Genomic DNA, 12,614 nt, shown 5'->3' with positions numbered 1-12,614 from the left:
GTAGGCGTCAGTAGCCGATCGGGCCGTTGGGCTGCGCGAAATGCAGCCGGTCGGGCTCGAAATGACCCACCAGCTGCACGTCGGGCTTGACCTCTTCCTGGTAGCCGAGGCCGAACCGAACGACGTACTGCTTGTAGAGGATCACCAGGGGGGCCGCGGCGAGGGCGGCCTGCATGGCCGTCGCGTTGCCGATCGCGGTGATCGTGTACGGCGGGCTGTAGGTGCGCCCGTTCAGCAGCAAAGTGTTGCCGACGCAGCGGGGCACCGAGGTGGCGATGATCCGCTGGTCTTGCATCTGAATCGCCTCGGCCCCGGCGCTCCACAGCGCGTTGAGCACGGCCTGGATGTCTTGTTGGTGCACCACCAAGTCGTCGGGGGATGCATCGCGGGGGAAACGGCCATTGGCGTCACGCTGCGCATCCGCGAGGGTGACCGTCAGGCCCGGCCCGTGCACCGGGCTCATCCCCGCCTCCCCGGCGAGCTGGCTGGAGCGGCGCAGCATGGCCGCCAGCGCGGCGTCCGACGACCGCCCGTGTGCGGCGTCGATCTTGCCCGCCAGCTGCTCGCGCTGGGCGTTGAGACGGTTCACCGAGGCCTGGGTTTCGCGGACCAGGTCCACCAGCCGGGGGGCGTCGCTGCGCCGGATTTCCGCGCCGCCGGAGACTCCGTGGGTGGCGGCGAGCAACAGTCCGGCCAGCAGGCACACGACCGGGACGCCCAAGCGCCATGGCGACCGGCGCGTCTGGCTCATCGCCTCTCCATTTCCTGGTCATCGCCCCGAGTGAGTTAGTCTCGTAGCCAAGCTATGGGTGCAGCTGCAGTGTTTATCGTTGCACCCCGTCCCGCTCACCGTGTCGTTGAGGTAATCCGCGAGGTAATCATGCCCAAGTCCAAGGTCCGTAAGAAGAACGACTTCACCGTCAGTGCGGTCAGCCGCACTCCGGTGAAAGTCAAGGTCGGACCCTCGAGCGTGTGGTTCGTCGCGCTGTTCATCGGTCTCATGCTGATCGGCCTGGTGTGGCTGATGGTGTTTCAATTGGCCGCCGTCGGGACCCAGGCACCGACCGCCCTTAATTGGATGGCGCAGTTGGGTCCGTGGAACTACGCCATCGCGTTCGCTTTCATGATTACCGGCTTGTTGCTCACGATGCGCTGGCACTGAGCAGGACGGTCAACGAAATGAATTCATTTTTGGCCCGGTTCGTCGCTGCGTCAGCAACTTTGTAACCACCCAATCACACGCGTGTGATTTATCCCCACTGTTGATAGCTGATGTGGATAACTGCATAGGCCGTGGTGGGAGGGGCTAAGGAGCTCATGCAGCAAACACAATGGGAACCGCACACGGCCGGAATCGCTGGTTGTGGCGCCGCGGGCCTTTTGATGGCTATCGCCGCTGTGACGGTGGTCACAGATGCGCCGGGGCGGATTCTGGCCGGCGTTGCCGCGGCGGGTCTGATCGTGTTTGCCGGCGTGTCGTGGCGGGCGCGTCCCAAGCTGGCAATCACACCCGGCGGCCTGCTGCTCCGCGGCTGGTTTCGGACGCAGGTATTGCAGCATTCCGAGATCAAGATCATCCGCATCATCGAGTTCCGCCGCTATGCACGCAAGGTGCGGATGCTCGAGGTCGAGACGGCCGACGGCGATCTGGTGCTCTTGTCCCGCTGGGACCTTGGGACGGATCCGTTGGAGGTACTCGACGCGCTCACGGCTGCGGGCTACGCCGGCCGTCAGCAGGGCTGATCTGACCGCGACGTCCCGCCGGGGTCAGGAGATGGTGATCGACTCGATCACGACGGGCTCGGTGGGCCGGTCGTTGCCGTCGGTGCCCGTCGTGGCGATCGCGTCGACGACCTTCTGCGACTCCGGGTCGGTCACCTCGCCGAAGATCGTGTGGCGCCGGTTCAGGTGCGGGGTCTGGCCGACCGTGATGAAGAACTGGGAGCCGTTGGTCCCCGGGCCCGCGTTCGCCATGGCCAGCAGGTAGGGCTTGTCGAATTGCAGTTCGGGGTGGAACTCGTCGGCGAACTTGTAGCCCGGGCCGCCGCGACCGGTTCCGGTCGGGTCACCGCCCTGGATCATGAAGCCCCGGATCACCCGGTGAAAGACCGCGCCATCGTAGAAGGGGCCGGAAGAGCCTCCCGATGCGTTCTGCGTCGAGTACTCCTTGGTGCCCTGCGCGAGGCCAACGAAGTTGGCGACGGTCTTGGGCGCGTGGTTACCGAATAGCGCAACCTTGATGTCGCCGCGGTTGGTGTGGAGCGTCGCGGTCGCAGTCTGAAAGGGGCTGTTAGTCACGGCATCAAAGTGTGCCACTACGCGCGGGCGTCCCCGCACCCGGTGTCACCCAAGACGAACGCCCATGGAAAACGCGGCGGGCGCACCCGCCGGACCCCGACGTCCCTATGCTGGCAGTCTGTTCGGATACCGGATTAGTCGTGGGCCGGCTTCGCGGCGGGCTCTACCAGCGGGACAGAAAGGCGACAGATGCGCGCAAAGACCGAACCCCGGCTAACCCCGCGGCAGCGGCTGACCCGCGGCCTGAGCTATTCGGCGCAGGGACCGGTGGACGTCACCCGCGGAGTGGTCGGTCTCGGCGTCCAGTCCGCACAGTCGACCGCCTCGCAGCTGCGTCGCCACTACCAAGAGGGGCGCCTGGCCCGAGACTTGGCCGCGGCCCAGGAAACCCTGGCCCAGGAGCTGGCCGCCGCGCAGGAAGTGGTCACCAGCCTGCCCCAGGCGCTGCAGGACGCGCGCCGGGCCCAGCGCCGCAACAAGCGGCCGTTGGTCTTTGCCGGGGTCGCCGTCGCGGTCCTCGCGGGGGGCGCCGTCGCGTTCAGCCTCGTCCGGCGTTCGGTGCGGGCGAAGCCGCAGGAGCCTCAGTCGCGGCCACCCAGCGTCGACGTGCAGCCGCGCCCGTAACCTCAGCGCACAGCTAACCGCATTTGTGGAGCCTAGGGGAATCGAACCCCTGACACCCGCCTTGCAAAGGCGGTGCTCTACCAACTGAGCTAAGGCCCCTCATCGTGACTGAGTGGTTGACCTTGGTCATCCACGGCCACGTGCCAGACCTCGACTCCACGTCGTGACCACGCCACCGCTGCCAATACGGCGATAAGTCCCAGCGGCAGTGCGAGTCTTACGCAACGTCTTGACGGGCACATGGTTGTGGGCCTAGGAGGACTCGAACCTCCGACCTCTTCGTTATCAGCGAAGCGCTCTAACCGCCTGAGCTATAGGCCCGTACTCGCGTACGGCCGAGCGACGAGATTACCGCAATCCTCGCCCGACTCCCAAAAGCGCAGCATCGACGCTAGTCGCGGTCCGCCAATGTCACCTCGACGCCGCCGATCAGGTCGGTCGTCAGGTTGTAGACGAACGCGGCGATGGTGGCCATCGCGGTCAGCAGCACGATGTTGACCAAGCCGATCAGGACGGCGCCGCCGAAAATCGTGCCGCTGGATACCAGTTCGCCGCTGCTGCCGCTGGTGTTGTTCAACAAGTCGCCGACGTTGCTGTTCAGCTTCGACCACACCCCCATGCCGCCGAGCACCAGGTAGAGAAACGCGACGGCGATCATCCAGACGAAGAACAACGCCACCGAGAGCAGCAGCGACACCTTCAACGTGCTCCACGGGTCGATGCGGCGGATCTGCATGCTCGCGCGCACCGGGCCCCGCGTGCGCCGGGACACCTGCACCCGGTTGTCGCGGCCGTCGCGGCTTTCGGCCGCACGCCCGGCTCCCGACGCGCCCGACGACTCCGCGGGCCGGTCCGGGGCGGGCTTGCGGTGCGGGCCGCGCGGCGAGGGACCGGACAGATCCGGCAGCTCGCTCGCGTAGGCCTCCGTCGTCGATCCTTCGCCACGCCCGGGCTCCGGCTCCTTGGCATGTGCCGGCGAGCCCGGCGCCGCGGTGCCGGAGATGAACCGGTTCAGCCGGGCTTCGACGCCGCCGGCCTGGCCGGATGGCCGCTTCTCGGTCGGCGGTTCATGCTGTCGAGGGCCCGGCGGCTGGGGCCGGGCACCGCCGCGCTGCCAGGGTGGTCCGTCGCCGCCCTCCTGGGTGCGGCCACCCTGTGCGGGCGGCGCCGCGCGGCGCACACCGGCACGCTCGACCGAACCATCCCCGTTGGGGCCGTCCCCCTTGTTGGGGGCGCCCGGCTCGTTCGGTGAGGTCACCCCGACTCCTTCAGTCTCCTACCATGGCCGCAAACGCGGTGGCAGTCGCATTATGTCTGGTCGGGCTGAGTCTAATTGCCCGGCTCCTTCGCGGGCCGCGCAGCGGCCCGCATCGTCATCGGGCTGAGTCTAGTGGCTCGGCGCCACTAGCTGTCCGACTCCGCGGAGCCGGCGCTTTCCTCGACGACTTCGTCCGCGTTTTCCTCGGCGTTGCGCGCGATAGCCAACAGTGTGTTCTCCTCACCCAGGTTCATCAGGCGCACGCCCTTGGTCTGCCGTCCCGCCTTGCGGACCTGGCCCGCTGTGGTGCGGATGACGCCGCCCCCCGAGGTGATTGCGTACAGCTCGCTGTCCTCATCGACGATCAACGCACCAACCAGCCTGCCACGCCGGCGGTCGTACATCACCGTCAGGACGCCCTTGCCGCCGCGGCCCTGCACCGGATACTCCTCGATCGCGGTGCGTTTGGCGTATCCACCCGACGTCGCGACCAGGAGGTAGGTGCCCTCGCGGACGACGTTGAGCGACAACAGGTAGTCGTCGGCGTTGAACCGCATGCCCTGCACGCCCGAGGTGGCGCGGCCCATCGGTCGCAGCGCTTCGTCGGTCGCCGAGAACCGGATGGACTGGCCGTTGGCCGAAACCAGCAGCAGATCCTCGTCGGCGGAGCAGAGCACCGCGCCGACGAGCTCGTCGTTGTCGCGCAGGTTGATCGCCACGATTCCGCCCGAGCGGTTGGAGTCGAAGTCGGTCAACTTGGTCTTTTTCACCAGACCGTTACGGGTCGCCAGCACCAGGTAGGGGGCGTCCTCGTAGCTGCGGATCTGGATGACCTGCGCGATGCGCTCCTCGGGCTGGAACGCCAGCAGGTTGGCGACGTGCTGACCGCGAGCGGTTCTCGATGCCTCCGGCAGTTCGTATGCCTTGGCGCGGTAGACGCGGCCCTGCGTGGTGAAGAACAGGATCCAATCGTGCGTGGAGCACACGAAGAAGTGCCGCACGATGTCGTCCTGCTTGAGACCCGCGCCCTGTACGCCCTTGCCGCCGCGTTTCTGACTGCGGTACAGGTCGGTCTTGGTGCGCTTGGCGTAGCCCGTTTCGGTAATGGTGACGACGACGTCCTCGCGGGCGATCAGGTCCTCGTCGTTGACGTCACCGTCCGCGGCGATGATCCGGGTACGACGCTCGTCACCGTGCTTGTCGACGATCTCGGACAACTCGTCGTGCACGATCCGGCGCTGCCGCTCCGGCTTGGCCAGGATGTCTTCCAGGTCCGCGATCTCGGCTTCGATCTTGGCCAGGTCGTCGATGATGCGCTGGCGTTCCAGGGCCGCCAACCGGCGCAGCTGCATGTCCAGGATCGCCTGGGCCTGGATTTCGTCGATATCCAGCAGCTCGATCAGGCCTGCGCGGGCGATCTCGACGGTCTCCGACGCGCGAATCAGGGCGATGACCTCGTCGAGCGCGTCGAGCGCTTTGACCAGACCGCGCAAGATGTGCGCGCGTTCGTTGGCCTTGCGCAACCGGTAGGTGGTGCGCCGGACGATGACGTCCAATTGGTGCGCGACGTAGTAGCGGATCATCTGGTCGAGCCGCAGCGTGCGCGGCACCCCGTCGACGATCGAGAGCATGTTCGCGCCGAAACTGGTCTGCAGCTGGGTGTGCTTGTAGAGGTTGTTGAGCACCACCTTGGCGACGGCGTCGCGTTTGATCTCCACCACGATGCGCAGACCAACGCGGTCGCTGGACTGGTCTTCGATGTTGGAGATGCCGGCCAGCTTGCCGTCGCGGACCTGTTCGGCGATCGAGGTGATGAAGTTGTCGTGGTTCACCTGGTACGGCAGTTCGGTGATCACCAGCGAGGTGCGACCGCGTGAATCTTCCTCCACCTCAACGACTCCGCGCATCCGGATGGACCCGCGGCCGGTGGTGTAGGCGTCGTGGATGCCTTGCGAACCGACGATCAGGCCGTGAGTTGGGAAGTCCGGACCCTTGACCCGCTCGCAGACCGCGGCCAGGGTGGCCTCTTCGTCGGCCTCGTGATTGTCCAGGCACCAGTACACGGCCTCGGCCAGCTCGCGCAGGTTGTGCGGTGGGATGTTGGTCGCCATGCCGACCGCGATGCCGCCCGACCCGTTCGCCAGCAGGTTGGGGAACCGGCTGGGCAGCACGGTCGGCTCTTGCACACGACCGTCATAGTTAGGAATGAAATCGACTGTCTCCTCGTCGATTTCACGCAGCATCTCCATCGCGAGCGGCGTCAGCCGCGCCTCGGTGTACCGCATGGCTGCTGGCGGGTCGTTCCCGGGGGAGCCGAAGTTGCCCTGCCCGTCGACCAGTGGGTAGCGCAGCGACCAGGGCTGCGCCATCCGCACCAGGGTGTCGTAGATCGATGCGTCGCCGTGCGGGTGGTAGTTACCCATCGTCTCGGCGACCGAGCGCGCCGACTTGGCGTGGCTGCGGTCCGGGCGGAACCCGGAGTCATACATCGCATAGAGCACCCGGCGGTGCACCGGCTTGAGACCGTCGCGCACCTCGGGCAGCGCGCGGCCGACGATGACGCTCATGGCGTAATCGATGTAGCTGCGCTGCATCTCCTGCTGGATGTCGACAGGCTGGATCCGGTCGACGGAGTCGTCACCTGGCGGCAGCGTGGTGTCAGTCATGTATTCCTCGTTGGTTGGTCAGCTCCTGGCCGGTCTGATCGCTCAGACGTCCAGGAAGCGAACGTCCTTGGCATTACGGGTGATAAAGCTGCGGCGCGCATCGACGTCCTCGCCCATCAGGATGGAGAACAACTCGTCGGCGGCGGCGGCGTCGTCCAGTGTCACCTGGCGGAGCACCCGGACGGTGGGATCCATGGTGGTTTCCCACAGTTCCTTGGCGTCCATCTCGCCGAGACCTTTGTAGCGCTGGATCCCGTCGTCCTTATTGATCTTCTTGCCGGCCTTCTGCCCGGCCTCCAGCAGACCGTCGCGTTCGCGGTCGGAGTAGGCGAATTCGGGATCGCTGCGCTGCCACTTCAGCTTGTACAGCGGCGGTTGCGCCAAGAACACGTGCCCGTGTTCGATCAGCGGCCGCATGAAGCGGAACAGCAACGTCAACAACAACGTCGAAATGTGCTGGCCGTCAACGTCGGCGTCGGCCATCAGCACGATCTTGTGATAGCGCAGCTTGGTGATGTCGAACTCGTCGTGAATGCCGGTGCCCAGCGCGGTGATGATCGCCTGGACTTCGGTGTTCTTCAGAACGCGGTCGATGCGCGCCTTTTCGACGTTGATGATCTTGCCGCGCAACGGCAGGATGGCCTGGAACATCGAGTCGCGGCCGCTCTTGGCCGAGCCGCCGGCCGAGTCGCCCTCCACCACATACAGTTCGGACTTACGGGGATCGGTGGAACGGCAGTCGGCGAGCTTGCCCGGCAGCCCGCCGAGATCCGTGGCGCTCTTGCGGCGCACCAACTCTCGCGCCTTGCGCGCGGCGATACGGGCCTGCGCCGACGACACCGCCTTGTTGACCACAACCTTCGCGTCGGCGGGGTTGGCCTCGAACCAGTGCGTCAGTTGTTCGTTGCAGACCTTCTGCACGAACGACTTCACTTCGGTGTTGCCCAGTTTGGTCTTGGTCTGGCCCTCGAACTGCGGTTCGCTGACCTTCACCGAGATCACCGCGGCCAGGCCCTCGCGGATGTCGTCTCCGGTGAGGTTCGGATCCTTGTCCTTCAGCAGCTTCTTGTCTTTGGCGTACTTGTTGACCACCGTGGTCAGCGCGCTGCGGAATCCCTCTTCGTGGGTGCCACCCTCGTGGGTGTTGATGGTGTTGGCGAAGGTGTGCACCGATTCCGAGTAGCCACCGTTCCACTGCATCGCGATCTCGACCTCGTGGCCCGGACCCTTGCCGTCGAAGTCGATGATGCTCTGCTGAATTGGGCTCTTGGTCCGGTTGATGTGCTTGACGAAGTCGACGAGCCCACCGGGGTAGTGGAAGGTGCGGTGCTTAACCTTATGCGGCGCAGTGGATTCCGCGGCTTTCTCCTCCGCAGTCTTGGGAGCCTCGGCGGTGTCGCTGACCACCTCGTCGACGACCTCTTCGTTACTCACCCGCTCGTCGGTGAGGTTGATCGTCAACCCCTTGTTCAAAAACGCCATCTCTTGCAGCCGGCGCGCGACCGTCTCGAAGTCGTACTCAGTGGTCTCGAAGATCTCGGGATCGGCCCAGAACCGGATCGTGGTGCCGGTGCGCTTGGTGGCCTCACCCTGCTTGAGGGTCCCGGGCACGGCGCGGTCGTAATACTGCGACCACTCGTGGCCGTCGCGGGCGATGTCCACCTCCAACCGGGTCGACAGCGCGTTGACCACCGACACACCGACGCCGTGCAGACCACCACTGACGTTGTAACCACTGTTCTCGCCACCGAACTTGCCGCCGGCGTGAAGCTGCGTCATCACCACGTCGACAGTGGGGGCGCCGGTCGCGTGCATCGCCACCGGGATGCCGCGCCCGTTGTCGGAGACCTCGACGCTGCCGTCGCCGAGAATGCGGACGTCGACCCTGTCGGCGTAACCGGCCATCGCCTCGTCGACCGAGTTGTCGACCACCTCCCAGATGAGGTGGTGCAGACCACGCTCACCGGTAGACCCGATGTACATACCGGGGCGTTTGCGGACGGCCTCCAGGCCTTCAAGCACGGTGATCGCTGAAGCGCCGTATTCGTCTTGCGCCTTCTTCTTCTGGGCAGCCACGGTCGGAATGCTCTCCTTGGGGTTTCATGCGGGCGGTTCCAGTCACCGCTACAGTCGCATACTGCCAGTCTAGCGTGACCAGCGCTCCGCACCGATTTTCTGGGCGCGTTTCTACCCAGCTAACCGCGCCGTGCGCACGATTTCTTTATTCTGGCCGCGTCCCGACGTGCGTCGAGGGGGTCCGCGTCGTCCTGGCCGATTTCAGGGGCTGTGGATGAACCGCTGGCCGGGGGTATCGGCAGCGGGCATCGAACTCCCTACCCGTAGGTGTCGCGGGGGCCCCGTCCAGCGATATGACGCGGCCCTTTGCGCCAGGACGGCGCAGCCGGGCCGGTGATTTTCAGCGACGTCACCACTCCGTTGCCGACGGCGGCGGCGATCTTGGCCAGTAACTGCGACTGAATCATCCGCAACTGGGTGGCCCACGCCGTCGATTCAGCGGCCACACTCAGCACGCCGTCGTTCAGCGCGGTCGGAGAGGCATGATCGGCGATCTGATGGCCGACGACCGTCGCCCAATTACCCAGCACCGTACCCTCGGCGACCTGCGCGGACCATCCCCGTTTTTTCGCCAGGTCACGCGCCAGGCTCCCGAGGGGCTGCGGGTCGCGCATGTCGGGCCCTGGCCCCGACCAACTGCGCCGCTGGCCGGCCACACGGCGCGGGGCGGGAGCCGCCGCGCGGCCACGACCGGCGTCTTTCCCCTGCGCCCGGGCGGCCGCACGCGCCTCCTCGAGGGTGCGCCTGACCAGATCGATCCCACTCAACGAGCTCGTCGCCTCGATCGGACGTGGGTTGTCATCCGTGCCGGTCACGAGCTCATCTCCGATACCCGGCCGGAGTCACTGTCGCGTAAGTCGACGTGAACCTGACGGGCTTCCCATCCGGTCGGAATATCTTCGAGCACCGCCGCGGTGACCAACACTTGTTCGGCCGACTCGGCCACCGTGGCCAGGGCGCGGCGCCGGGCGGTGTCCAGTTCGGCGAACACGTCGTCGAGCAACAACACGGGTTCGCTTTCTTCGGCCCGCAACAGTTCGTAGGCGGCCAGCCGCAGCGACAGCGCGAACGACCACGACTCCCCATGGCTGGCAAAGCCTTTCGCAGGCTGGTCGCCGAGCCACAGCTCCAAGTCGTCGCGGTGCGGGCCGACCAGGCACATGCCGCGTTCCAACTCCGCATCGCGGCGCGCCGACGATGCCGCCAGCAAGGCGGCTTCCAGAAATTCGCGATCGGCGCCGGCGAGCTGAGCCGCGACCTCAGCGCCCAGGCTGGATCGATAACTGATGGAGGCGGCCCGTGACCCCGGCGCCAGCAGCTGATAGGCCTTCTCCACCTGCGGTGCCAACTGATTCACCAAATCGATACGGGCGGCCATCAATTGGGCGCCGTGTTCGGCCAGACGGCTGTCCCACACGTCCAGCGTGTCCAGCGCGCTGCGGTCGCCGCGGTAGCGGGCACCGGACAGGGATTTCAGCAGCGCCGTGCGCTGCCGCAGGACTTTGTCGTAGTCCGCGCGCACCGCGGCCACCGCCGGGCGGCGCACCGTCGCCAAATCGTCGAGGTAGCGGCGCCGGTCGGACGGATCACCCCGCACCAGGGACAGGTCTTCGGGAGCAAACAACACCGCGCGCAACACGCCGATCACTTCGCGCGTACTGCGCACCGGTGAGCGGTTCAGCCGCGCCTTGTTGGCCCGGCCGGCGGCGATCTCCAGATCGACCGCGCACTCCCTGCCCTCATTGACCACGATCGTGGAGACCACCGCGCGGTCAGCTCCGTTGCGGATCAGCGGCGCATCCGTTCCCACCCGATGCGAACTCAATGTGCTCGAATACCACAGCGCCTCAAGCAGATTCGTCTTCCCGAACCCGTTTGATCCGATGAACACCGTCCGACCAGGCTGCAACTCGAGGTCGGCGTGTGCCCAGGACCGGAAATCGCGCAGTCCCAAATGACGGACGTACACCTAGCCAGGCAACCGGACGGGCATCAACAGGTAGACGTAATCGGTCGGCAGGGCGCTGTAGGGGCCCGCGCCGGTCGGGTGGCTGTCGTCATTGAGCGCCGGGCGCAGCAACGCCGGCTTGCCCGGAGTGGTGAAGCCGAACGACACTCGCTCGGAATGGACCGATCCCAATCCGTCGGTCAAATAGGTCGGGTTGAAGGCGATCGTCAACGGCTCGCCGACAAAGTCGACCGCCAGGTCTTCCTCGGCCCGGCCGACATCATCGGCGCCGGCCGACAGCCGCAGCGACCCCTCGCTGAATTCCATCCGCACCTGGGCACCCCGGTCGGCTACCAGCGCGACCAGTTTGATGGCCTCGGTCAGCTCCGCCACGTTGATGGTCGCGACCGCGGTGTGCTCGGCGGGCAACAGCTGGCGGAACTTCGGGAATTCCGCGTCGAGCAGACGCGTGGTGCTGCGCTTGCCGTTCCCGCTGATGCCGAGCAACCCGTCTTTTCCGACGCCCGAACCCGCGCCCAATGACAACCGGACCTCGGAGCCGTCGGCGCCGGTCCGGGCGGCTTCGGCCAGCGTCTTGGCCGGGACCAAGACCGCGGCTTCGATGTCGGGCGAGGCCGCCGACCAGGTCAGCTCGCGGACCGCCAAGCGGAACCTGTCGGTCGCGGCCAAAACCACCGTGTCACCCGAAATCTCAACCCTGATCCCGGTCAGCATCGGCAACGTGTCATCACGCCCGGCCGCGATGGCGACCTGGCTGATCGCCTCGGCGAACAGATCGGCGGGCAGGGTCCCGGTTTCTTCCGGCAGCGCCGGCAACGTCGGGTAATCCTCGACCGCCATCGTCGGCAACGAGAACCGGGCGTTCCCGCAGTGCAGCGCCACCCGGTTACCGTCGACGTAGAAGTCGATCGGCTTGTTCGGCAGTGCCCGCACGATGTCCGACAGCAATCGACCGGATACCAAAACGCTTCCCGGAGAAGCTATTTCGGCTGCAACCTGCGCTTCGGCGGAAACCTCGTAATCGAATCCCGAGATGGTCAGGCCTTCATCGGTTCCGGACAACAGGACACCGGAAAGCACCGGCACCGCAGGCCTGGACGGCAGGTTCTTCGCCACCCATGACACCGCATCCGCGAAAGACTCCCGCACCAAACGAAATTTCAAGTCGCTGAGGCCAGCCGTTGTCGTCGCCGCGTCCATAGCGTCCCTTCACCTACTCAGCGTTTTCGAATCCCTTGGCTAGCCTCCCCCCGCTAGCACGGGGCTCCGCTACGAGACGCCGATGACAGGTGATGCCAACGACGACCGCAACGGCAGTCGAAGAACAACCGTAGATCCTCCGACGCCATCTTGAAAGCTAATCGCAAACCCCGACAACCCGGGCTGACCGTGGCTGAGACCACGGGTGTGCACCGCGCGTCCCCAAGCCTGTATTTCAAAGAAGAACCGATGAAGAGATCTCAGTACCAGTATTAAGGCCTGTGCATTCTGGGGACAGCACCGTCTCGGCGCAGCTAGCGGCGCGATCGGGCTGTGCATCGCGGGGTGAATGCCTGTGGGTGATGTGTTGGGCGGGTGGGGACGAATGACGCTTGTGCACGCAAACCGTGTTACTGCACCGGCGTTTGATTGCGTTGTGCACAGTCCTGCACACATGCCATCGGTGTGGCGGATGTGACAGGTGGGCGCGAAGTTTTTCGAAAAAAATTGCAAGCCGGGCCGG

The 12,614-nt window shown here is 65.8% G+C and carries 11 protein-coding genes and 2 tRNA genes; 3 read left to right on the top strand and 10 right to left on the bottom strand.

Features of this window, described 5'->3' with window-relative positions:
* Window positions 1-7 precede the first annotated feature (7 nt).
* Window positions 8-751, bottom strand: a complete 744-nt coding sequence (locus ACIUM1_RS14325) for a DUF881 domain-containing protein (RefSeq protein WP_406813349.1) — start codon at window positions 749-751, stop codon at window positions 8-10.
* Window positions 752-880: 129 nt separating this feature from the next.
* On the opposite strand from ACIUM1_RS14325, the gene crgA reads away from it, so the two are divergent.
* Both crgA and ACIUM1_RS14315 read left to right on the top strand, forming a co-directional pair.
* Complete coding sequence (gene crgA, locus ACIUM1_RS14320) at window positions 881-1,162, top strand: cell division protein CrgA (protein WP_225329889.1); 282 nt, start codon at window positions 881-883, stop codon at window positions 1,160-1,162.
* Between the two features lie 155 nt (window positions 1,163-1,317).
* The gene (locus ACIUM1_RS14315; RefSeq protein ID WP_406813348.1) at window positions 1,318-1,743 is read left to right on the top strand and encodes a PH domain-containing protein; all 426 of its coding nucleotides are present in this window, start codon (window positions 1,318-1,320) and stop codon (window positions 1,741-1,743) included.
* 24 nt (window positions 1,744-1,767) lie between these two features.
* Here ACIUM1_RS14315 and ACIUM1_RS14310 read toward each other — a convergent pair whose 3' ends face one another.
* Window positions 1,768-2,316, bottom strand: a complete 549-nt coding sequence (locus ACIUM1_RS14310) for a peptidylprolyl isomerase (protein WP_406813347.1) — start codon at window positions 2,314-2,316, stop codon at window positions 1,768-1,770.
* 171 nt (window positions 2,317-2,487) lie between these two features.
* On the opposite strand from ACIUM1_RS14310, the gene cwsA reads away from it, so the two are divergent.
* The gene (cwsA, locus tag ACIUM1_RS14305; RefSeq protein ID WP_406813346.1) at window positions 2,488-2,922 is read left to right on the top strand and encodes a cell wall synthesis protein CwsA; all 435 of its coding nucleotides are present in this window, start codon (window positions 2,488-2,490) and stop codon (window positions 2,920-2,922) included.
* A gap of 26 nt (window positions 2,923-2,948) precedes the next feature.
* Here cwsA and ACIUM1_RS14300 read toward each other — a convergent pair.
* From ACIUM1_RS14300 to dnaN, 8 genes are all read right to left on the bottom strand, one after another.
* Window positions 2,949-3,021: transfer RNA gene (locus ACIUM1_RS14300), tRNA-Ala, on the bottom strand.
* 148 nt (window positions 3,022-3,169) lie between these two features.
* Window positions 3,170-3,243: transfer RNA gene (locus tag ACIUM1_RS14295), tRNA-Ile, on the bottom strand.
* Window positions 3,244-3,313: 70 nt separating this feature from the next.
* Window positions 3,314-4,180, bottom strand: coding sequence for a DUF3566 domain-containing protein (locus ACIUM1_RS14290; RefSeq protein WP_406813345.1), 867 nt, complete (start codon window positions 4,178-4,180; stop codon window positions 3,314-3,316).
* A 146-nt stretch (window positions 4,181-4,326) separates the two neighbouring features.
* Complete coding sequence (gene gyrA / locus ACIUM1_RS14285) at window positions 4,327-6,846, bottom strand: DNA gyrase subunit A (RefSeq protein ID WP_406813344.1); 2,520 nt, start codon at window positions 6,844-6,846, stop codon at window positions 4,327-4,329.
* Between the two features lie 42 nt (window positions 6,847-6,888).
* Entirely contained in the window at window positions 6,889-8,922 is a 2,034-nt protein-coding gene (gene gyrB, locus ACIUM1_RS14280) for a DNA topoisomerase (ATP-hydrolyzing) subunit B (protein ID WP_406813343.1), read from the bottom strand.
* Window positions 8,923-9,179: 257 nt separating this feature from the next.
* Window positions 9,180-9,737, bottom strand: coding sequence for a DUF721 family protein (locus ACIUM1_RS14275; RefSeq protein WP_406813342.1), 558 nt, complete (start codon window positions 9,735-9,737; stop codon window positions 9,180-9,182).
* On the bottom strand, window positions 9,734-10,891 hold the full coding sequence (recF, locus tag ACIUM1_RS14270; RefSeq protein ID WP_406813341.1) for a DNA replication/repair protein RecF: 1,158 nt from the start codon (window positions 10,889-10,891) through the stop codon (window positions 9,734-9,736). The genes ACIUM1_RS14275 and recF overlap by 4 nt, the downstream gene beginning before the upstream one ends.
* A complete protein-coding gene (gene dnaN / locus ACIUM1_RS14265; RefSeq protein ID WP_406813340.1) occupies window positions 10,892-12,091 on the bottom strand; it encodes a DNA polymerase III subunit beta in 1,200 nt (399 codons plus the stop codon).
* Between the last annotated feature and the right edge of the window lie 523 nt (window positions 12,092-12,614).

Origin of the sequence: Mycobacterium sp. M23085 (genome assembly GCF_045343915.1) — a bacterium.
Taxonomy (GTDB): Bacteria; Actinomycetota; Actinomycetes; order Mycobacteriales; family Mycobacteriaceae; genus Mycobacterium.
This window is presented reverse-complemented; position numbering and strand designations above follow the sequence as displayed.

Bases quoted from the DNA above. Each gene is read 5' to 3' on its own strand.
- ACIUM1_RS14325 (WP_406813349.1), bottom strand. From the start codon at position 751: ATGAGCCAGACGCGCCGGTCGCCATGGCGCTTGGGCGTCCCGGTCGTG.
- crgA (WP_225329889.1), top strand. From the start codon at position 881: ATGCCCAAGTCCAAGGTCCGTAAGAAGAACGACTTCACCGTCAGTGCG.
- ACIUM1_RS14315 (WP_406813348.1), top strand. From the start codon at position 1,318: ATGCAGCAAACACAATGGGAACCGCACACGGCCGGAATCGCTGGTTGT.
- cwsA (WP_406813346.1), top strand. From the start codon at position 2,488: ATGCGCGCAAAGACCGAACCCCGGCTAACCCCGCGGCAGCGGCTGACC.
- gyrA (WP_406813344.1), bottom strand. From the start codon at position 6,846: ATGACTGACACCACGCTGCCGCCAGGTGACGACTCCGTCGACCGGATC.
- dnaN (WP_406813340.1), bottom strand. From the start codon at position 12,091: ATGGACGCGGCGACGACAACGGCTGGCCTCAGCGACTTGAAATTTCGT.